The sequence below is a fragment of the Roseburia sp. OM02-15 genome, from assembly GCF_003481835.1.
GTDB classification, from domain to species: domain Bacteria; phylum Bacillota; class Clostridia; order Lachnospirales; family Lachnospiraceae; genus Eubacterium_I; species Eubacterium_I ramulus_A.
Genome location: NZ_QULX01000001.1, coordinates 355,498 through 376,918, shown reverse-complemented (window position 1 = coordinate 376,918; position 21,421 = coordinate 355,498). Strand labels below are relative to the sequence as shown.

Sequence of the window (21,421 nt, the reverse complement as noted above, 5' to 3'; positions counted from 1 at the left end):
CGATATGATTCAGATTAGAAAAGAGGAAAACCAGAAAAAGCAGAAAGAAAAGAAACTGAAAGTCTACAAAGTCAATACCCACAAAAAAACTGTGATTGCCCTGTGGGTGCTGCTGGCAGTGAGCTTCCTATTTGCCGTCTATAAGAATTTCACGGCAATAGACATTCATACTGTCCATGAAACCAAAGTGATTGAGGAACAAATCCTCGACACCCACAAGATAGAGAATTTTGTGGAGAATTTCGCAGAAGTCTACTATTCATGGGAACAGTCCGCCGCTTCCATTGATAACCGGACAAATGCTTTAAAAGGGTATCTCACCGGAGAGCTACAAGCCCTGAATGTAGATACTGTCCGAAAGGACATCCCCGTATCATCTGCCCTGACTGATTTTCAGATATGGGAAATCACAGAAGAAAAGGAACAGCATTATCAAGTGACCTATACCATAGAACAGCGTATCACAGAGGGGGAATCCGGTAAAACCGTCCGTTCCGCCTATCAGGTGACAGTCTATGTGGACGGCTCTGGAAACCTGACGATTATCCAGAACCCAACCATTACCAGTGTTCCCGTAAAATCCGGCTACACCCCAAAAGCAGTACAAAGTGACGGTACGGTGGATTCCATCACCACAGAGGAAATCAACGAATTTCTCACTACCTTTTTCAAGCTGTACCCTACGGCAACTGCAAAGGAGCTGACCTATTATGTGAATGAGGGCGTGCTGAAACCTGTGGGGAAAGAATACATTTTCTCGGAACTGGTGAATCCTGTTTACAATCGAAACGGAAATCAGGTAACGGCTTCCCTTGCAGTGAAATATCTGGATAACCAGACCATGACAACACAGGTATCACAGTTTAATCTTGTGCTGGAAAAGAACGGGGAAAACTGGAAGATTGTAAAATAATCCTTGACTTTGCGGCACGAGTGTCGCATAATTATAAAAAGGGACACCTGTGTCGCAAAGGAGGTTATAGTAGTGAGTGCTAAAGGCGATAAGACCAAAGAACTTATTTGTTCAGAATCATACAAATTATTTGCAGAAAAGGGATTTAAAGAAGTCACAATGAAAGATATATGTGAAAAAACCGGACTTAGTCGAGGCGGTCTTTATAGACATTATTCAAGTACCGAAGAAATTTTTTCTCATATCATTAACGCTCTTATGCAAACACAAGAAAATGAAGTTTTAAACAAAATCGAAAGTCTAGTTCCTGCTAAACAAATTCTATTAGAACTATTAAATCGCTATCAAATAGAAATGTTAGATAGTAGTAATTGTTTAACTTTAGCAATTTATGAATTTTTTAGCACTTTACAGCGTAAAGGCAATGAAAATCTACTATATGAGCAATATTTATTAAGTAAAAAGACTTGGGAATCTTTAATTGCTTATGGAATAAAAACAAAAGAATTTAACGAAGTAAATGCCGCAGCCATTATTGACATAATTATATTTTCTTATCAAGGAGTACGGCTGTATAGCAACCTTATGTTTATAAGTCCTCAAATACCCGAAAACATCTTGTATATTATAAAAAATATTCTTTTAAAATAATTTGGAAAGGATGTGTCAAATATGGATACTACTATTTTTCAGAAATTCTATGAAGAAAAAACAGCGTTAATCAATCCTACAGATTGTATAAAACCCATTGATAATTTTCCCGAAGTATGTATTTCCACATTTTCCAAAAACATTATTGATAAGTTTATCTCTTTGAACTCCGTTCAAAAAATTGCGGAATTATATACAGCAAATGGAGTAAATCCGGTATATAAAATCAATTATAAAGGAAAAGAAATAGCTTTTTATTTATCGTTAGTTGGTGCAGCCGCTTGTGTATCTGGCTTAGAAGAAATTATTGCATTAGGAGCAAAAAAAATTATCCTTTTTGGAAGCTGCGGCATTTTAAATGATTCAGTTAAAGATAAAATCATCATCCCCACTTCTGCTGTTAGAGATGAGGGAACAAGCTATCACTATATTCCTGCAAATCAGGAATTATCAGTAAACCCAAAATACATAAATACATTGATTTCATGTTTAGATAAGTATGACTGTCCCTATGTAACAGGAAAAAGCTGGACTACTGATGGAATATATCGAGAAACCTTAGGTATTATCAATGACCGAAAAGCTCAAGGCTGTATCACTGTTGAATTGGAATTTTCAGCAGCTTTAGCTGTTTGTACATTTAGGAATATTCCTTTTCTTCAATTTTTATATGGAGCCGATTGTTTAGATAATGACACTTGGGATATTAGGGATTTGTGTGAATATGGGCTAAGTAAAGCAGAACAGCTTATGTTTCTAGCCTTAGAATGTGGTATCGCTTTATAAGTAGCACTCTCGCAATTCCTTTTTCAGCCATTTCATAAGGCAGGTGATTTTTATGGCAAAACAACAAATATGGGTACTTTGTCCTGTCTGTAACAGTAAAACACGAACTAAAATACGCAAAGACACGGAACTGGTAAATTTCCCTCTCTTTTGTCCAAAATGCAAAAAAGAAAATTTAGTGACAATAAAAAACGGTATTACAACCATTATCAAAGAGCCAGACGCTTAGACGCAGAGCCGATAATTTATAGGTTATCATAACTTATAGACTATCGGCTCATTTTAATTTCAATCTTATTCTTGCAGGCAATAGAAGTTATTTATCTTCCATTGCCTTGTATTTGACAATACCATCAGCAACGCTTTCCATGATAACAAGGTCTGCGTCTGTAAAATTGTCAATTTTGCTTTCAAGCTGTCTTCGTCTGCTGCTTTTTGCCAGACTATCAGAGGGTAAAAAGAACTCATCCACTGATACATTCAGCAGAGATACAAGGTCATAAAGCACCTGTAAACTGGGGTGCTGCCCTTTATTCTCAATATTGGTTAAATAGCGTGGGTCAATTTCAATCATTGCTCCCACCTGTTCACGGGTCAAACCCTGTTTTTTACGGGCTTCTTTTATAGCAAGCCCAAACGCCCTGAAATCATATTTATCTTCTTTTTTACGCATAATACACCACCTCTGTACATTTTACTGTTCCTGTTGTAATAGTGACAGGTATAGAAAAACGTATTACATAGTTGTACAGTTCCTATTGTGCGTATCAAAGATAAAACTATGCTGCCGAAACGGAAATTAAAAAAAACCGTTATTTGGCAGCATACTTTCCCTGCGTCAAAAATCACATCATCATTTCCAGACGACGGTTTAACAAAAGCCGCCGTCTTTTTTTGCCTGAAATACAGATGATTTTTAAAGTTCACTACTTGATACAGACAGCGGCTTACAGGAGGAAGCCGCTATGCAAAATATTTTCTTAAATATATCTACATTCGGTAAACCGTTAAAAAAAGCCATCCGCCTACACTAGAAAAGTCTGACCATCAATGTGGTTTTTTGCAATACATAGAAAGAACTATTGAAGCACACAAGCAGAACTATCGTCTGTTTGCGTGCTTTTTTAGTTGGAAGAAAAAGTTTTTAAATTTTTTCTTCTCAAAACGCAACTGCACCCCCTGTCCTGTCGGGACTAAGAGCGAAAAGGGGGAAAGAAGCAGAAATTCCTATCAACTCGCTCCCTTTCAAGGCTGGAAAGGGGGTGAGCAATGATGAAGCCATCTGAATTTCAGACAACCATAGAGAACCAGTTTGATTATATCTGTAAAGTCGCTATGGAGGATGAACGCAAAGACTATCTCAAAGCGTTATCCAGACAGTGTAAACGGGAAACCCTGTTTTGTGATATGGACGATTACACCGTTAATCTGTTTTCTTCCGAAGACACCTATCCATCCCACTTCCATACTTTTGAAATGGATGGATTTACTGTCCGTATTGAAAACAGCCTGTTAGCAGAAGCGTTGGAAAATCTGGATGGAAAGAAACGTGATGTTATCCTGAGATATTATTTTCTTGGATTTGACGATACGGAAATTTCAAAAATTCTAGAAGTCAACCGTTCTACCATTCAGAGAAGAAGACACGCCGGACTGGAATTTATCAAGAAATTTATGGAGGAAGAAGCATGACAGCAAAGCACCCTATGATTCCGTTTCCTGTGATTGTAAGGGCTGCGGACGGCGATATTGAAGCAGTCAACCAGATTGTACGCCATTACAGCGGTTTTATTGCCAGCCGTTCCATGCGTCCCATGAAAGACGAATATGGGAATACCCACATGGTTGTAGATGAAACCCTACGCCGCCGGATGGAAACACGTCTGATTGCAAAGATTTTATCTTTTGAAATCAGGGAACCAAAATAAAAATAACGCTTGCCTGTGGAAGCGTGGACAAGCCCATGCTTCCCAGACAGAGCTTGCCAGTCTATTAAAGTGCATTATCACCAGTGCATTTTAACAGGCTGACAAAGCCGGATTGTTCCTTGAAAAAGAAAGCGTCTAATCAACGCAGCATAAAGCAGCCGAATACGTTTCGATAGAAAGAGAGCCGTTGGGCTGGCACGCCGTGACCCACCAAAGGAGGGATGAAACCGGATAGCGATTCCTGCCAGCGTTCCATAAGCAGCTTACTGCAAAAGCTGCCGCCATGACCTTTCTATTGTGATAATGATACTTCCGTACAGCCTTAGTCCGTGTGATGATGTAGCACCGCTGGCAAAGGGTACGGCTGGATGAGAACCATGCAGGGGTGAGATTCCCATGAGCTTTAGCGAAAGCTGTTCGGCTTGCTTATATACTATTTTGAATTACAATTTTTCATTCAAAATCAAATAACTATTTGCAGGAAATACAATCTTAATATTACTTTTGCCATAAAATCTGATATAATATAGACAGATATTGAGGGTTTCATATCTGGTCTATGGAAAGGAGGAACATGATTACAGTAACAAAAAAAGACTTAATAGAACTGGGTTATGGGACTTCATTCGCAGCAGACATCATAAGAGAAGCAAAAAAACTTATGATTTCAAAAGGGCATACCTACTATCAGTCACGCAAACTGGACAGGGTTCCCAGAGAAGCTGTGGAAGAATTGCTAGGGATTACTTTTACTGATAAATCAAACTGATTGTACTTCTTGCACATTTATGTAAGGAGTGAACTCATGGCAAAAGACCCTATTAAGAAAGCAGAAAACGGAACTTATTATTTTAGAGCAAACTTAGGTTTTCATCCGATTACCGGAAAACAGATTCAGAAATACAAAAGTGGATTCAAGACAAAAAAAGAAGCCAGAGAAGCATATTCAAAACTTATGCTGACATCCACAGAGGAATTAACAGAAAAGAAACAGCAGCTATCTTTTCAACAGTTTATTGAGGAAACTTATCTTCCTTGGTATAAAACACAGGTAAAGGAAAGTACCTATCTGAACCGCCGTTCTACCATTCAGAAGCATTTTTCATACTTTTACAAAATGACGGTGGATGAGATAGAACCCATTAATGTCCAGAACTGGCAGCTTGAACTCGCAAAAGAATTTAGTCCAAACTATATCCGTATTGTACAGGGTATGCTCTCTATTGCCTTTGACAGAGCAGTTGTTCTCGGTCTTGCAAAGAAAAATCCGTCACGAATGATAGGAAACATCAAGAGCAAGAAAACAAAAGTGGATTTCTGGACACTGGATGAATTTCAAAAGGTAATTTCCCTGCTCTACAAGGGAGATTATTATGAACATTACCTTTTCATTTCATACTGGCTCTTATTTATGACCGGAATGAGAATCGGAGAAGCCGCAGCCCTGCAATGGTCGGACATCAACTTTGAAACCGGACTTTTAAGTATAACGAAAACGCTGTACTATAAAACAATGGACGAATACAAATTTGTGGAGCCAAAAACACAAGCCAGTATTCGCACTATCTATATTGACACAGATACCATCAAAGAATTGAAAGCATGGCAGGAAGTACAGCAAAAGGTTTTAAAGGGCTGCGACCTTGTACTAAGCTATAATGGGATTCCCACCAGTAAGCACACCCTCCCACGGGCATTAGAAAAACTTGCTGGATTGGCAGGCGTACACCGTATCAAGATTCATGCACTCAGACATTCCCATGCTTCCCTGCTCATCAGTATGGGAGAAAATCCTTTGTTGATTAAAGAACGGCTGGGGCATGAAAAGATACAAACCACGTTAGGAACCTATGGACATTTATATCCCAACACCAACGTGGAAGTTGCCAGAAAATTAACTGGCGTTCTCACCTATACTCCGGCAACAACCAGTGTTGCCGATTACACCAGCAATCAGCATACAGCAATCTATCACAGAGCAGTTAAATAAAAAAATGCAATCAAAATGCAATTCTAAAAGGAAAGAGCCTCAAAACCCTTGAAAATAAAGGCTTTGAAGCTCTGCTCCAACTATTCAAACTCAATCGTTCCAGGTGGTTTACTCGTCAAATCATAGAATACACGATTTACACCCTTCACCTCATTAATAATTCTGCTCATCACCTTATTTAGAACCTCATAAGGAATCTCTGCAGCTTCTGCCGTCATAAAGTCAATCGTCTTTACAGCACGAAGTGCAACGGCATAATCATAAGTTCTCTCATCACCCATAACACCAACAGAACGCATATTTGTCAGTGCTGCGAAGTACTGGTTGATATCCTGATCCAGTCCGGCTTTTGCAATCTCTTCTCTATAAATTGCATCTGCATCCTGAACGATACGAACCTTATCTTCGGTAACTTCGCCGATGATACGGATACCAAGTCCCGGTCCCGGGAACGGCTGACGGAATACCAGTCTCTCCGGAATTCCAAGCTCCAGTCCGGCTTTACGAACCTCGTCTTTGAACAGGTCACGCAACGGCTCAATGATTTCTTTGAAATCTACATACTCAGGAAGTCCACCTACATTGTGGTGAGATTTGATAACTGCAGACTCACCGCCCAGACCACTCTCTACAACGTCTGGATAAATAGTTCCCTGTGCCAGGAAATCAACGGCACCGATTTTCTTTGCTTCCTCTTCGAAAATACGGATGAACTCTTCACCGATAATTTTACGTTTTGCTTCCGGCTCTGTTACTCCAGCAAGTTTGTCATAATATCTCTGCTGTGCATTAACGCGAATGAAGTTCAGATCAAACTGTCCTTCCGGTCCGAATACAGCTTCTACCTCATCACCTTCATCTTTACGAAGCAGACCGTGATCTACGAATACACAAGTCAGCTGTTTTCCGATTGCTCTGGAGAGAAGTCCTGCTGCAACAGAAGAATCTACACCACCGGATAATGCAAGAAGTACACGTCCATCACCTACTTTTGCACGGATATCTTTGATGGTATTTTCTACAAATGCATCCATCTTCCAGTCACCGGCACATCCACATACTTCATATACAAAGTTAGAAAGCATTGTCTTACCTTCTACTGTGTGAAGTACTTCCGGATGGAACTGAATTGCATACAATTTTTTCTCCTCATATTCTGCTGCTGCCACCGGACAGTCTGCAGTGTGAGCAGTAATCGTAAATCCCGGAGCTGTTTTTGAAATATAATCAAAATGACTCATCCAGCAGATAGTGGATGGAGATACGTTGTGGAATAATTTGGAACTGTTCTCCACAAATACCTCTGTTTTACCATACTCACGCACCTCGGCGCGCTCTACTTTTCCGCCTAAAATATGCTGCATCAGCTGTGCACCATAGCAAAGACCAAGTACCGGGATTCCAAGTTCAAACAGCTCTTTTGTATAAGTCGGTGAATCCGCTTCGTAGCAGCTGTTCGGTCCTCCGGTCAGAATGATTCCCTTTGGATTCATAGCTTTGATCTTTTCGATATCAGTCTTATAGGAATAAATCTCGCAGTACACGTTGCACTCACGGACACGTCGTGCCACAAGCTGGTTGTACTGACCGCCGAAATCAATCACTATGACAGTTTCTCTGTTCATTGGATCGTTTCCTCCTTCGCAATAAATTATTTACATGTGATATTGATATTCATCATGGCTGATTTCACTTTTTATATATGATTCTATATAATTATATATAAAAAAATTTTTGCCATACATCGACAAAAACGCTTCGCCATTTCATTCTATTATATATTACTCCCACGCCACTTTACAAGAGGGAAAACGAAAAAATACATTCTCCCACAAAAGCTCTATATATAAGCCATACAATAATTGTTACGCCTGTCGTATGATATCCTTATCGTTAAAATCCACATTTCTATATTTCAGACTTAATGCCATACTGATATACACCCCGATGAATCAAAAAAACATTGAATCCTTATTTTTTCATAGTATAATAATAGATAGGAAAAACTAATTTTACGGTCAAACTGCATTTTTCATAACAGAATCAATGCAGTAAATTTTGTTACAGGAGGATGATACTACTATGGAAACATTAAAAACTATGACTTGTCGTAAATCAGTCAGAAGCTACAAAAACACATTATCAGATGCAGATTTACAGAAAATCCTACTGTCTGCACAGGCAGCACCGATCGGAATGGGAAAATATGATACCATGCATATGACTGTTATCCGCAATGCTGAATTATTACAGGAATTAGACCGCAACGGTGCTGATTTTTTTGGTGATCCTTCCACAAAACCACTTTATGGCGCTCCTTGCCTCGTAGTAATTTCCACACCGATTGAAAATCCGGCAATGGGTAACGTACAGTACTCCAACGCTGCTATGATGGCTGAGCATATGTGCCTGATGGCTACTGATCTTGGAATCGGAAGCTGCAATATCTGGGGCGCAATCGCTGCATTAAATGCCAAACCGGAACTGGTTGCAAAACTTGGTCTTCCGGAAGGACATGTTCCATGCTGTGCTGTAACACTTGGCGATACCGATGACACTTTCCCGGAGCGTGAGATTCCAGCTGATCGTATTGCAGTATCTTACATCGACTAATCAAAATTCAAGAATGCTCCGCATTCTTGTTGCGAGGTGCGCGTCATGCAATTGCATGACATACTTCAACTGCGCACCTCTGTAATCCTGCCGGAGGCTATATCAGATGGGGGATTGGCTCCCACCACTGATACTAGCTTGTTTCTCACCACCTATAGGACGCCACTGAAAAAGTCCTTATTTTGCGCAAAACAGTACAAGATAAAGTATATTTATATGTTTTTCGCTACTATATATTGTATGTAAAAACAGTTTTTCAGTGGCGTCCCTATAGAGGTGGGAGTCATCTCCCATCTGATATAAATTGTTTCGTTACGGTCCCGTTATAATAGAAAAACTGTAATAGTTATAACGTAACAGTACAACAAATCATAACAATAAAAATCGGACAGATATCGGGGATTCTAATAAATCTCTTTATCTGTCCATTTTTTATATCTTCTTATCAGTACCTCTCAGTAATTACAATGCTTTACACAAACCTATTTTTCTCTTTCACATCTTCACCCACTGCATCTACCAGTAATCACACCACTTTACACAAACTTATACTCTGCCCACTCCATTCACCAATAATCACACCAATTTACACTGGCTTATATTCCGCACTTTCGCATTTTCAACCGCTGCATCTACGCAATAATCGCACTGATTTACACCAGTTTATATTCCTTCAACCGCTTCCTTTGCACCTTATAATCTGGGCAATATTTTTCTACTTCCGCCCAAAAATCTGCGGAATGATTCATATGTCTTCTGTGCGCCAACTCATGAATCACCACATAATCCAACAGTTCTTCCGGCAAATAATATAACTGATAGTTAAAATTCAAATTGCCCTTGGAACTACAACTTCCCCAACGGGTTTTCTGGTTTCGGATTGTAATTCGTCCAACCGTCACGCCCATGATTTTGCTATAATATGCTACCCGTGAACCAATTTTTTCCTTAATCTGATCCAGATCTCTGCTTGAGAGTTGCACCACTGGGATTGCACCTGTTGTTTCCCGCTGTTTTATACGTGACTGCATCTGTTCTGTTTTTTGCCAAATCCACGTCTGCTCCCGTGTCAGAAAATCCTGCAGCGCACGTGCGGATAAACGATTCGGGATTCGAAGAAGTACCGTCCCATCTTCCCGCATCTGTAAGCCAATGCTTTTTCTCGCTGACCGGATCACATAAAGCGTCAGTGTACGACCATCTTTCTGTAATTCTATGCTTGTCTGATTGCTCATAGTATCCTTGTATATCCTCGTTTCTCTATATCTTTCAAATTATTTTTACATGTTGTCTCTGTTATAAATAATTCTATACATATCACAGTTTTCGTAATTTTACTTTTTGATAGATGCTGATTCCGCCCGCCTGTTCTCTTATTATTTTTTCAACACCACGTATTACATCATTATTTATACTGTCGAATCAACCGTTCAATTTCCTGTTTCATTTCATCGACTACATCATCCGGCGAAATAATTTTTACCCCTTCTCCAAGAGAAAATACCCATCCAAGGAACTGCCTGCTGACATGCACGTTCACACTAACTGTAAAATAATTTTCATCCTCCCACAACAAGTCCCACGGACTGATGTGATACCACGCACCATTGTGCCGCAATTCTGTCTCCTTTTTCACATTCCATTGATAATATTGAAATCGGATTTTTTACTTTCCAACGGGCTCGCCTTCTACTTCAATCCCCAGTTTTTCCAGATCACGTAGATCGTTATAAATGCTTTTTCTGTCAGCTGTAACCTCATACGTTGCTAATGCTTTCATGATTTCAGGCATGGTGATGTAATGTTCATCATCTGTTTTTTCTAACATGATCTGAGCTAGCCGTTCAAGAATGCTCCGGCATTCTTGTTGCGAGGTGCGCGTCATGCAATTGCATGACATACTTCAACTGCGCACCTCTGTAATCCTGCCGGAGGCTATATCAGATGGGGGATTGGCTCCCACCACTGATACTAGCTTGTTTCTCATCACCTATAGAGGTGGGAGTCATCTCCCATCTGATATAACTTAAATTTCTGATTCGTTCCTTTTGGCATTTCTGTACGTCCCCTTTATATTTTCTACCGTTCGTCAATTCAAGTTGATAATTCTAGTATAACACAATACAGAAAAAGGCAGAAACTATTCCTGCCTTTTCACCTTCTAGATATGATGTTGATGCAAATATTTTTCTCTGGTCGCCATTCCCCCACGAATGTGCCGTTCTGATTTGTTGACATCCAGCACAACTCTCGTCTTTACTGCCAGTGCCGGACTGATCTGTTTTAGTCTCTCTGTAATGTCCTTGTGAACTGTCGACTTACTGATACCATACTTCTTTGCTGCCTGACGAACCGTTGCCTTGTTGTCTATGATATAACGCGCAATTTCCATTGCCCGTTCCTCGATATAACCTTTCACTCAAATCCCCGCATAGTTTGCTTTTTTTACAATCTATGCGGGGAGATTTTGATGTATGTCTACATTGAAAATTTCTTACATCATACATCTTCAATACTTTCCATCCAGATACATAACACTAAGTTTTACCTGCGTCCGCTCGTTTCTTTTTTCTCCTGTGATCACATACCACAGCGCCTTTTCAGCTGTTGTGATCCAACCATGTTTCGGTACAATCTCAAAGTGCCACGTATCATTTGGCACACTGCACTCTACGTCCAGCGCATCCGTGAAATCATTTTCTTCACCCTGCATAATCGTAACTTTTTCCTCATTCTGATCATATTTCCAGATCCTGAAATGATAGGATTCCGCCTCAAGACTCTCGACATTCAGCTCTTCCACAAAATTTTTCCAGTTCTAATGTTTTTGAAAAATTTTGAGTTTTCCAGATAGCGGCTCAGTTGTGACTCGATCCGTCGGATCATGGATTCTGCCGTATAGAAAGCTTTCAATTTTTCTCTGTTTTCCTGCGAACGCTGAATCAAATGTGCGCAACCGATGGCGATCACAAATACAGCAACGAAAAATATTCCTGTTCTTATCTTTAGTTTCTTTAATTTCTATTGTTCTGACATCATACTTCCCCTTGCAGTTCAAAAATCGCAATCCGCTCCCGTGGATCATTTCCCGGGAACAGATCTCTGCAGTCAATTTCATCCACAAACATCAGCTCATTCACTGTCATCATATAAGAAATGTATTCGTCCGTCGGATAATAGAAAAACAACTGTATGTTACGCGGTTTTGCATAATAGGAATCCAGAATACGTCCCATTACCCGTTTTAAAAGTTCCAGCGAAAACGGATTAAAAAAGTAACACTGATCAACGTTTTCCGGTACTTCAAATGTTTCTGCATTCGCCTGCACAAAATCCACACGACCGGAAGCTGCCGAATCCGCTTTATTTTCCAGTGCACGTTCAAACACTCTCTCATCGTATTCTACACCGATGGAATGACATCTGGTCTGATACGACAAAAAGAAATCCACGCGACCTTTGCCGCATCCATAATCGATCACCGTATTTCCTTTGCGGATGTAACCGGCATTTGCCAGACGTTCCAACACACAATATGGTGTCGGTTCATAAGGAAATCTATGCTGGTCGGAATGGGAATCATCCCGCCCCATGGTTCGAATATGCAAAAGTTTATCCCATCTTGTTTCGTTTTTATCTTCTCTCATTATCCATCCTCAATTACTTTATTGCATTTGCCGTTTTATTTTACCTCTTTTCTTCTACATTTTTAAGACCTTTTCATAAAAAAATTGTTCATATGTTCAAAAATGAAAAATTTTGTCATTTTTTACATTCAACACTTTTCTTTCCCATTCAAACGTTGTTTTTCCGGACATAAAAATACCTCTAAAGCAACAGATTTTTATATTTAATCTGTTTACGTTAGAGGTATCATATCAGTATTTTGAAATGCATTTTTGCTTGCTAATATTTTATTATTCTACTAAGACCATTCATCTTTACAATTATTCACTAATATACTCTTCGTGGCATTACTACCATTGCGATAATATATGCAAGAATTCCGCTACCACCACAAAGTGTAACTACAACCCAGATCAAACGAATGATTGTCGGATCAATATTCAGGCATTCACCAATTCCACCACAAATACCACAAAGCATTCGGTTGGAATCGCTTTTGTACAATGTCTTGTTTTTTCCTTTTAATAATGCAATCACCGCAACAATCACTACGATCCAAACAATTAATCCTGTAACTCCAAATATACTTGCTAACATAATTTTTTCTCTCTTTCTTTATCTCTGTTCATTTACCAATACTGTTTATTACTAACTGCGCATTAACGACACGCCCTTTATTCGTTTACTTCCACATCTATGGCTTGTAACTGATCCATTACCCGTTCCACCTGACGAATTGCTTCCTGTTTTTCTTTTTCTAAATCATATGCCATAATCGGTACTCCCTTCGTTATCTGACCTGTTTGTGAAAAATTGAATCTCGCTGCTAATATAATTTTGTTACTCATCACCTATACCGCTGAGCTTCCTCTCACGTCTGATATACTTTATATTTTCCTATCTTCTTGTTACTAATGAAATCAGTCCCAATACGATTAAAATCGGGAATGCAATGTAAAGCAATCCACCTGCTACTAATGCGATTAAAATAATTGGTAAAAATACAATGGTGAGCACAATTTTTGAAATTCCCCATGCTGCTCTGATTCCGAAAACAAGCAGTTTTCCAAATAAAACTAACATACAGATTCCAAATAATAACGTTAACATAATTCCTCTTTCTATCAGGTTCATGCCTGATGCATAAAATTGTATTTCAAGCTTTTCCTTGTCATAAGCTTGCTGCCTCTTGATATTTCAAGTATAATATTCTTTGATATATTCGTACATACCGATTTCGGGGAAATAACTACTTCTATTTCTCCATTTTAGGGAATTACTCTTAAGTTAAAACTGCTATTTGCGAAATATTTTCTTAAGAATCTCTTCCAGATATTCCATATCCAATTTTATTACCAGGAATTATTGATCAGATAGCATGAAATCATATTTTACAGAAGGACAAAAACATTATTATGGGAAAACAATCAAAACGTGAACATAAAACAATTTATCAGTTATGCCGCGAAGAATGCGGACTTACCAGAGACGGTGCCAGTGAATTGATGGACGGTGTTTCTGCCGCCCGCATTGAAAAATTTGAATATGAACTTCAGGAGCCAACACCGTATGACATTCTGCAGATGGCAGACTGCTACAAGCGCCCAGATCTGTGTAACTACTACTGTTCACACAAATGCGCTATCGGCGACCGCTATGTTCCGGAAGTTGAGCCATCGGAATTATCCAGCATTATTCTGGAAACCATCGCATCTCTGAATGACATTCAGCCGCTTACCGACCGCCTGATTCAGATTACACGGGATGGCAAGATCACCGATGATGAGATCAAAGATTTTGCATTGATCAGTAAAAAATTAAATGATATTTCTCTGGCAGTAGATGCCTTAAATCTCTGGGTAGACAAAACCACCAGCGAAAATAATATCAATATCAAACTGCTCAATGAGGAAATGCAAAAGTTAAATCAGTGATCTGCCGGAATCCACTTACGGTAAGTATCCGGTGTCATCCCTTGATGTTTACGAAACACACTTCCAAAATAGCTGGGACTTTCAAAACCACATTTTTTTGAAATCTCAGCTATTGTTTTGTCCGGAAAACGATTCAACAATACGCAGGCATTCATAATCCGAATATCACACAGCACCTGCATGATGGTCTTGTTCATCCGCTTTTTAAAGTAGGAACACATATACTCTTTGCTCAGACCTGTCAGTTCACTTAATGATACATAAAAAACTCCTCTGATTACATTTATGACGAATCATTCATCTGTCATAAATATACTCAAAGGAGTTTTTTTATATCTGATTAACTATTACAACTCACACATATCTTCTACCCTTACTACATTCAAGAAAGTCTTCATGCAAAACATGATTTAACTGCATATGGTAAAGATACTGCAACGCTTAGATATCTTCTCTACCGAATTTCTTCCTTAATGCAAGTAATACTACGATCATAATTACCACACAAACCGGAAGCGCGATCCATGAAATCGCAAGTAATCCGACAGCATTTAACACACCGATCAATGCGTAACCGATACAGCACACAACCGCTACCGCCAGAGCATATGGAATCTGTGTCGTAACATGGTTTACATGGTGACAATGTCCACCTGCGGAAGCCATGATCGTTGTATCAGAAATCGGAGAACAATGGTCGCCGCAGACAGCTCCTGCAAGACATGCCGCAATGGAAATAACCATCATTGTTCCGGACGGGAATACCCCGATAACGATCGGAATCAGGATTCCAAACGTTCCCCAGGAAGTTCCTGTGGCAAATGCCAGTCCTGCTGCCACTGCAAAAATAATGATCGGCAAAAATCCCTGCAGAAACTGCGCGGAACCTGCTACCAGATCTGCAACGAAAATATTTGCGCCAAGCAGGTTTGTCATACCAGACAATGTCCATGCCATAGCAAGGATCAAGATTGGTGCAATCATTGCCTTAAATCCTTCCGGTACACATTCTGCAAACTCATGAAATGTAATAACATCACGAAGCATGTAATACACAAAGGTGAATAACAGTGCGATAAATCCACCAATCACAAGTCCAACAGAAGCATCGGAACCGGAAAATGCGGAAATAAAGCTTTCACCCTCAAAAAATCCACCGGTGTAAACCATACCAATAATGCAAGCTGCGATGAGCACTACAACCGGAAGAATCAGGTCAAGGACAATACCTTTGCTGCTCTCTGTTGCCTCATCGCTTTCATCATATGGTCGCTCCGGTGTTGTAAACAGATCACCTTTAATCGCGTTTAATTCATGAGTACGCATCGGTCCGAAATCTACCCGGAATACGACCATTCCAACGATCATAACCAGTGTCAGGATTGCATACAGGTTGTACGGAATTGTCTGTAAAAATACAGCAAACCCGTTGATTCCGGAATCTTCTGGAACAGAAGATGTAACCGCTGCCGCCCAGGAACTAATTGGTGCGATAATACAAACCGGTGCCGCTGTCGCATCAATAATATAGGACAGTTTTGCTCTGGATACTTTGTGGGTATCTGTAACCGGACGCATAACGCTTCCGACGGTCAGACAGTTAAAATAATCATCGACAAAGATCAGGATTCCAAGCACCATTGTAGCAAGCTGTGCTCCGATTCTTGTCTTGATCCGTTTGGACGCCCATTTACCAAATGCTGCGGAACCGCCGGCTTTGTTCATCAGCGCAACTAACATACCAAGCATAACAAGGAAGATCAGAATACCGATATTCCAACTGTTGGCAAGTTTAAATACCATACCGCCGCTCTCATTGAAAAACATGGTATTCATCATCAGTTCCAGATTGCCGTTGCTGTACAGCAGTGCTCCGACAATAATTCCGGTAAACAGTGATGAATATACTTCTTTTGTGATTAACGCCAGCGCAATAGCCACAACCGGTGGCAGTAACGCAAACACGGTCGCATAAGCAGCACAGGCATAGTTATCCGGATCTGCAACTTTTCCCGGTGTCACTACGGATACTCCGATCAGCACCGCAACGATCACAAGAAAACAGATCATAACAATAAGTTTCTTCTTTCGCATGTTACTCTCCCTTCATAACATCATCTTGTTACCACCCATATACAAAGGTGGAAATTATCTCTCATCTGGTATTCCTTGTAAAGCAGACATTCGCAATCCACTTTTTCTACTTGCTCATACACACAGTCATTTTTCTACCTGTATTCAAATACCATAGAGTGTTTCTTCTATACTACAAACTAGTATGAGTATTCCCCATACCAGTTTATAAGATTATCATTTTTTACTCTGTTCTGTCAATGAAAACAGCTTTATTTCTGCTTCCTGCTTCGCTGTCACAACCATATAGCACTCCGATTGAAAGGCGATCTGTTTTTGCCAGACACTTTCCTCTCCGGTCAATGTGCCATCCGGCTTCACCACCGAATAATAATCCATACCCTTTACAAGCCCAATCCCTGTATATTTCACATAGCTTTCCTTGTATGCCCACAACCGGCAAAAATTCTCATATCCATGCTGTTCCAGCCACTCTACTTCCATCGGATGAAAAAATCGTTTTGCCAGACGTTCTGCCTTGCAGTCATGTTCTTCCTGAATATCCAGACCAACTTCCTGCGGTGCAATTGCACAGCTCCACCATTCTCCACTGTGGGAAATAGAAAAGCAGATATCTGATACATATTCCAGAAACGGCTTTTTGTTTTTTTCCTGATGAATCTGCAACGTTTCCGGCAATTTTATCTGATGCGCCTTGGCATAAATGCGAATCACATGTTCTAATAACTCATGGGAAGCTTTGCTTTTTTCATCCCATTTCTGATAATAAATCTGAATCTCCATCACTTCTTAATTACAATACCTGCTCAGCCTGATATTTGTCATACAATCTCTGGAAAGCCGGTATGCTGCGTTTTGCAACTTCTGCCGGAACACAGTAGGATACACGCACCCAACCCGGACCGTAGAATGCAGTTCCCGGTGCCATCAGGATTTTTTCTTCTTTCGCACGTTCACAGAATTTTGTATCATCCTCTTCCAGTGCTTTTACAAACAGATAAAAAGCTCCGTCCGGATGGATACATGTGTAACCGATCTCTGTCAGGGCGTTGTACAGAATGTCTCTGGTCTCCTGATAAATGCTGATATCAACAGAAGCATCCACACATTTCAGCAGCATTTTCTGCTGAAGAGACGGTGCATTTACATAGCCCAGGTAACGCATGGAAGCGGTCATACCTGCAATCAGGTCTTCGTAATCCTGTACACAAGTCTCCATAGCAATGTATCCGATACGTTCGCCCGGAATGGATAATGCTTTACTGTAAGAATATACAACAATTGTATTTTCATAATAATGAGTCAGATACGGTACTTCGATATCGTAAGCCAGTTTACGGTATGGCTCATCGGATACCAGATAAATTGGATGACCGTATTCTTCCTGTTTTTTCTTTAAAATATCAGTAACCATGCGAATAGACTCTTCTGTATATACCGCACCAGTCGGGTTGTTCGGTGTGTTGATCAGAACGAATCTTGTTTTTGGTGACAGTGCTGCCTCAAAAGTCTCCGGATCTGGTTGTAATGTCTCCATATTGCAAAGAGCTGGAACCAGTTTTCCGTACATTGTCTCCACATAGCTCTTATACTCCCAGAAATACGGTGCAAATGTTACGACCTCGTCACCGTCATCCAGCAATGTATTTGCAATAACTACGATAGCTGCTGCCGCACCACTTGTCATAATAATACCCTGCTCTGTATAGTTGCAGTCATATTTTCCGTTCAGATAATTTGCAATGTGATTGCGGACTTCCGGATGTCCCACGTTTGCAGGATAGCCGTGCAGTGCCAGCGGTTTTTCTGTGTCGATAATCTCTTTTAATGCCTCATTAACTGCTGCCGGTGGCTCCACACTCGGATTTCCAATGGTAAAGTTAAAAATATTTTCTGCGCCGTAAATTGCTGCCAGTTTTTTACCTTCCTCAAAAATGTCACGGATACAAATGGATGAATCCAGTGATTCTCTTAAACGTTTTGAAATCATTATATATTTCCTCCAAATCCCCTATATCTTTTTCACGTCACTACTTTAAATCGTCACATTCTTCTGATATACTATCACATTTCAGAAAAAATGAAAAGATAAACTTGCGGTTCTCCAAAACTTTACATTGTTTCTCATTTTTGCTATACTTTTCCCAATAAGAACAGACACACACCGCAAGTATTCCATGGAATACCTATTTTATACAGGAGAACAAACATGATAAATCAGGAAAACAGCAAGTATGATTCTCTGAATCAGCCAGTGGAAAACAAGCAGCAACTTGCATACCAGCAGATCAAACAGGATATCCTGAATAATACTTATCCGGCAGGAACTGTCATGGTAGAACGAAAGCTTTGTGAAATCTACAATGTCAGCCGTTCACCCATCCGGAATGCCCTGCAGCAGCTGACCCACGAAGGTCTGCTCTCTTTTGTTCCGGGGAAGGGAACTGTCGTGGCATCCTTTTCCACAGATGATATTCTGGAGGTTTACGATCTCATCGAACTTCTTCAGGATTATGCCATCAAGGCATGTATCAATAAACAGAATGCTCTGGTGGTAAATGCACTGGAAATGGCTCTCAACAATATGAAAACAGCGCTGGAAAAAGATGATATTTTCCACTTTACCCGCTGGGATCAGAAATTCCATCAATTACTGGTCAGCTATTCTGGAAACAAACGTCTGGAAACGGTATATGATCAGTTAGACTGTCAGCAGATGCTGTTTATTTCCACTATATTGGATGATCGTGATCTGGCAGCACGCTCCTTACAGGAACACACCCAGATTCTGGACGCGATCCGCAATCAGGATTCCGATCTGGCACACCAGACACTGCACCAGCATTATCAGCATATCAAGCAGTATTATATAAACAAACTGCTGAGCCGTATTCATATTTAAGTAAATCTGGGATTTTTCCTGTTTTAATTGTGAATATCCGCTTGACGAAGCATTGTTTTGCTAAAAATGAGCAGACGCTTTTGTCTGCCTGAAAATACAGGAGGTACTACATTATGGAAATGCAGACATTACAAAAAGACATGATTGCCGCTATGAAGGCAAAAGACAAAGTACGTAAGGATGCCATCTCATCCTTAGTATCCGCAGTCAAAAAAGTAGCCATCGATGAGGGATGCCGTGATGACATCAAACCGGAGCTGGTTGCCCGCGTGATTTTAAAAGAGTTAAAAAGTGTAAAAGAACAGGTGGATACCTGCCCGGCAGACCGTACTGATCTGAAAGAAGAATATCAGGCACGTTATGACATTATCAGTGAATATGCTCCGAAGCTGCTTTCCGCAGAGGAAGTAAAAGCAATCCTTACTGAGCGTTTTGCCGACGTACTGGCAACCAAGAACAAAGGTCAGATCATGAAAGCTGTTATGGCAGAGCTGAAAGGCAAAGCTGACGGAAAAGTCATTAACCAGGTTGTTGCTGAACTTTGCAAATAATACAATATCTAATCTATTCCCGATCACATGATTTACTGTTGATCGGGAATTTTTTTACCCAAAATAAAAGTTATCTCCTGTCTAAGATACGAACACTTTTTCTGGCGAACAACATGATCAACTGTGCCTCTTTTTTGCACAAAAAAATCCTCTGAGCATAATGCCCAGAGGATTTTAATATCTGTTCTTTGATTAGAAAATTCTACGAACTGCAATAATGGATTTTCCGTAGTTTACAGGTCCGATCTTGATACCTGTGGATGGTGAACTTGCATGAACGATCTGACCACCGCCAATGTAAATTGCAACGTGACCACTGTAGCATACGATATCACCTGGCTGCATATCGGATGTGGATACTGCACGACCTACACCTGTCAATGCACCGGAGCTGTGTGGAAGTGATACACCAAAGTGTCCATATACACTCTTAACAAATCCGGAACAATCTGCTCCGTTTGTTAAACTCTCGCCGCCCCATACATATGGATTACCAACGAACTGGCAGCCATAGCTTGCTACTGCAGATCCTGAACCTGATCCTGATTTGGAACCTGAGCTGCTGTTATTGTTTGCTACATTGGAAACACCTGCAGTAGATGTTTTTACAGTCTGTGCTTCTGCAAGTTTCTGTGCGATGATCGCATTCTGCTCTGCAACAGTCTGTTTGTACTGTGCTGCAAGGCTCTGTGCCTGTGCAAGCTGATTTTCAAAATCAGACATCTGGCTGCTCTTCTGAGCTTTCATCTCTTCCAGATTCTTCTGCTGTTCCTGATATGTAGCCTGGTTTTCTTCCAGATCTTTCTTCTCTTCTTCAACCTGAGTTACAAGGTTTGCAACTTCTGTCTTTGTATTCTGATATTCTACCAGAAGGTTACGATCATAATCATATACCTTGGAGAAATTCTCTACTTTGTTCAATACATCTGCAAAGCTCTGTGCACCAACGAATGCATCCAGGAAAGAGCTGTCACCGTTCTCATACATGTAACGGATTCTGTTCTTCATAGCATCATACTGCTCAGCTTCTTTCTCTTTTGCTGCTGCCAGATCTGATTCTGCCTGTGCAAGCTCTACTTTTTTCTGATCAATCTGATCAGAGATCAGGTCCAGACTTACCAGTACATCTACTAAATCTGAATCTACTTTATCAATCTCTGACTGCAGACTGGACTGCTGGCTCTCAATATCTGCGATCTGACTGTTTACAGAATCAAGTTTGTTCTGCGCCTGATTCTTCTGGCTTCTTGCCTGAGAGAGGGATGTTGCTCCTGCGATCTGAGTTCCGGAAATGACCATAACCGCTGCCAGAACTGTTGCTAATAATCTCTTTTTCATATATATAAATACTCCTTTGTAAATCCTTTTTCAGCTACCTTTAGGATTATAACATCTTCATTGCAGGATTTCAACCAAAATAGACGCTTTTTAG

The 21,421-nt window shown here is 40.2% G+C and carries 25 protein-coding genes and 1 pseudogene; 12 read left to right on the top strand and 14 right to left on the bottom strand.

The genetic code is table 11. The features are described 5' to 3' along the window. Nucleotides 1-4: 4 nt before the first annotated feature. From DXB15_RS01770 to DXB15_RS01755, 4 genes are all read left to right on the top strand, one after another. The gene (locus tag DXB15_RS01770) at nt 5-913 is read left to right on the top strand and encodes a conjugal transfer protein (protein ID WP_118701846.1); all 909 of its coding nucleotides are present in this window, start codon (nt 5-7) and stop codon (nt 911-913) included. A gap of 72 nt (nt 914-985) precedes the next feature. Further along, a complete protein-coding gene (locus DXB15_RS01765) occupies nt 986-1,564 on the top strand; it encodes a TetR/AcrR family transcriptional regulator (RefSeq protein ID WP_118701845.1) in 579 nt (192 codons plus the stop codon). A gap of 21 nt (nt 1,565-1,585) precedes the next feature. Beyond that, entirely contained in the window at nt 1,586-2,350 is a 765-nt protein-coding gene (locus tag DXB15_RS01760; protein WP_118701844.1) for a nucleoside phosphorylase, read from the top strand. A gap of 52 nt (nt 2,351-2,402) precedes the next feature. Further along, the gene (locus tag DXB15_RS01755; protein ID WP_118701843.1) at nt 2,403-2,579 is read left to right on the top strand and encodes a cysteine-rich KTR domain-containing protein; all 177 of its coding nucleotides are present in this window, start codon (nt 2,403-2,405) and stop codon (nt 2,577-2,579) included. A gap of 87 nt (nt 2,580-2,666) precedes the next feature. Here the strand turns inward: DXB15_RS01755 and DXB15_RS01750 are convergent, their stop codons facing one another. Next, nucleotides 2,667-3,023, bottom strand: a complete 357-nt coding sequence (locus tag DXB15_RS01750) for a helix-turn-helix domain-containing protein (protein ID WP_118701842.1) — start codon at nt 3,021-3,023, stop codon at nt 2,667-2,669. 596 nt (nt 3,024-3,619) lie between these two features. Here DXB15_RS01750 and DXB15_RS01745 point away from each other — a divergent pair. From DXB15_RS01745 to DXB15_RS01725, 4 genes are all read left to right on the top strand, one after another. Next, on the top strand, nt 3,620-4,042 hold the full coding sequence (locus DXB15_RS01745) for an RNA polymerase sigma factor (RefSeq protein ID WP_022615780.1): 423 nt from the start codon (nt 3,620-3,622) through the stop codon (nt 4,040-4,042). Further along, on the top strand, nt 4,039-4,278 hold the full coding sequence (locus DXB15_RS01740; protein WP_009255079.1) for a helix-turn-helix domain-containing protein: 240 nt from the start codon (nt 4,039-4,041) through the stop codon (nt 4,276-4,278). The genes DXB15_RS01745 and DXB15_RS01740 overlap by 4 nt, the downstream gene beginning before the upstream one ends. Nucleotides 4,279-4,852: 574 nt before the next feature. After that, entirely contained in the window at nt 4,853-5,047 is a 195-nt protein-coding gene (locus DXB15_RS01730) for a DUF3173 domain-containing protein (protein WP_011861908.1), read from the top strand. 36 nt (nt 5,048-5,083) lie between these two features. Next, complete coding sequence (locus DXB15_RS01725; RefSeq protein WP_118701841.1) at nt 5,084-6,268, top strand: site-specific integrase; 1,185 nt, start codon at nt 5,084-5,086, stop codon at nt 6,266-6,268. A gap of 80 nt (nt 6,269-6,348) precedes the next feature. On the opposite strand, the gene guaA is transcribed toward DXB15_RS01725, so the two are convergent. Continuing rightward, complete coding sequence (gene guaA, locus DXB15_RS01720) at nt 6,349-7,893, bottom strand: glutamine-hydrolyzing GMP synthase (RefSeq protein WP_109215054.1); 1,545 nt, start codon at nt 7,891-7,893, stop codon at nt 6,349-6,351. A gap of 457 nt (nt 7,894-8,350) precedes the next feature. On the opposite strand from guaA, the gene DXB15_RS01715 reads away from it, so the two are divergent. Next, nucleotides 8,351-8,881 (top strand): nitroreductase family protein, encoded by a 531-nt coding sequence (locus tag DXB15_RS01715; protein ID WP_109215055.1) that lies wholly within the window; start codon nt 8,351-8,353, stop codon nt 8,879-8,881. A gap of 653 nt (nt 8,882-9,534) precedes the next feature. Here the strand turns inward: DXB15_RS01715 and DXB15_RS01710 are convergent. The 7 genes and pseudogenes from DXB15_RS01710 to DXB15_RS01675 form a co-directional block, all read right to left on the bottom strand. Continuing rightward, complete coding sequence (locus tag DXB15_RS01710; RefSeq protein WP_118701840.1) at nt 9,535-10,116, bottom strand: M48 family metallopeptidase; 582 nt, start codon at nt 10,114-10,116, stop codon at nt 9,535-9,537. 170 nt (nt 10,117-10,286) lie between these two features. Beyond that, nucleotides 10,287-10,766, bottom strand: a pseudogene (locus DXB15_RS17655) (hypothetical protein). Nucleotides 10,767-11,042: 276 nt separating this feature from the next. Further along, nucleotides 11,043-11,300: a sporulation transcriptional regulator SpoIIID gene (gene spoIIID / locus DXB15_RS01700; protein WP_109216464.1), complete on the bottom strand. Its 258-nt coding sequence runs from the start codon at nt 11,298-11,300 to the stop codon at nt 11,043-11,045. A 90-nt stretch (nt 11,301-11,390) separates the two neighbouring features. Next, the gene (locus DXB15_RS01695; protein WP_118701839.1) at nt 11,391-11,684 is read right to left on the bottom strand and encodes a hypothetical protein; all 294 of its coding nucleotides are present in this window, start codon (nt 11,682-11,684) and stop codon (nt 11,391-11,393) included. Nucleotides 11,685-11,916: 232 nt separating this feature from the next. Next, nucleotides 11,917-12,528, bottom strand: coding sequence for a methyltransferase domain-containing protein (locus DXB15_RS01685; protein WP_118701837.1), 612 nt, complete (start codon nt 12,526-12,528; stop codon nt 11,917-11,919). A gap of 307 nt (nt 12,529-12,835) precedes the next feature. Continuing rightward, nucleotides 12,836-13,042, bottom strand: coding sequence for a PspC domain-containing protein (locus DXB15_RS17175; protein WP_256385899.1), 207 nt, complete (start codon nt 13,040-13,042; stop codon nt 12,836-12,838). Nucleotides 13,043-13,405: 363 nt separating this feature from the next. Next, nucleotides 13,406-13,618, bottom strand: a complete 213-nt coding sequence (locus tag DXB15_RS01675; protein WP_109216468.1) for a hypothetical protein — start codon at nt 13,616-13,618, stop codon at nt 13,406-13,408. Nucleotides 13,619-13,923: 305 nt separating this feature from the next. Between DXB15_RS01675 and DXB15_RS01670 the strand changes: the two genes are divergently transcribed. Next, nucleotides 13,924-14,442 (top strand): transcriptional regulator, encoded by a 519-nt coding sequence (locus DXB15_RS01670; RefSeq protein ID WP_109216469.1) that lies wholly within the window; start codon nt 13,924-13,926, stop codon nt 14,440-14,442. On the opposite strand, the gene DXB15_RS01665 is transcribed toward DXB15_RS01670, so the two are convergent. From DXB15_RS01665 to DXB15_RS01650, 4 genes are all read right to left on the bottom strand, one after another. Beyond that, nucleotides 14,436-14,687: a helix-turn-helix transcriptional regulator gene (locus tag DXB15_RS01665; RefSeq protein ID WP_256385898.1), complete on the bottom strand. Its 252-nt coding sequence runs from the start codon at nt 14,685-14,687 to the stop codon at nt 14,436-14,438. The two genes, DXB15_RS01670 and DXB15_RS01665, sit on opposite strands and share 7 nt — an antisense overlap. A 196-nt stretch (nt 14,688-14,883) precedes the next feature. Continuing rightward, the gene (locus DXB15_RS01660) at nt 14,884-16,536 is read right to left on the bottom strand and encodes a Na+/H+ antiporter NhaC family protein (protein WP_118701836.1); all 1,653 of its coding nucleotides are present in this window, start codon (nt 16,534-16,536) and stop codon (nt 14,884-14,886) included. A gap of 216 nt (nt 16,537-16,752) precedes the next feature. Beyond that, nucleotides 16,753-17,319: a 4'-phosphopantetheinyl transferase family protein gene (locus tag DXB15_RS01655; protein ID WP_118701835.1), complete on the bottom strand. Its 567-nt coding sequence runs from the start codon at nt 17,317-17,319 to the stop codon at nt 16,753-16,755. Between the two features lie 10 nt (nt 17,320-17,329). Then, complete coding sequence (locus tag DXB15_RS01650) at nt 17,330-18,526, bottom strand: pyridoxal phosphate-dependent aminotransferase (protein ID WP_109216473.1); 1,197 nt, start codon at nt 18,524-18,526, stop codon at nt 17,330-17,332. A gap of 219 nt (nt 18,527-18,745) precedes the next feature. On the opposite strand from DXB15_RS01650, the gene DXB15_RS01645 reads away from it, so the two are divergent. Continuing rightward, a complete protein-coding gene (locus DXB15_RS01645) occupies nt 18,746-19,438 on the top strand; it encodes a GntR family transcriptional regulator (protein WP_109216474.1) in 693 nt (230 codons plus the stop codon). A 113-nt stretch (nt 19,439-19,551) separates the two neighbouring features. Then, nucleotides 19,552-19,989, top strand: coding sequence for a GatB/YqeY domain-containing protein (locus DXB15_RS01640; RefSeq protein WP_118701834.1), 438 nt, complete (start codon nt 19,552-19,554; stop codon nt 19,987-19,989). Between the two features lie 192 nt (nt 19,990-20,181). On the opposite strand, the gene DXB15_RS01635 is transcribed toward DXB15_RS01640, so the two are convergent. After that, nucleotides 20,182-21,327, bottom strand: a complete 1,146-nt coding sequence (locus DXB15_RS01635; protein ID WP_118701833.1) for a C40 family peptidase — start codon at nt 21,325-21,327, stop codon at nt 20,182-20,184. Between the last annotated feature and the right edge of the window lie 94 nt (nt 21,328-21,421).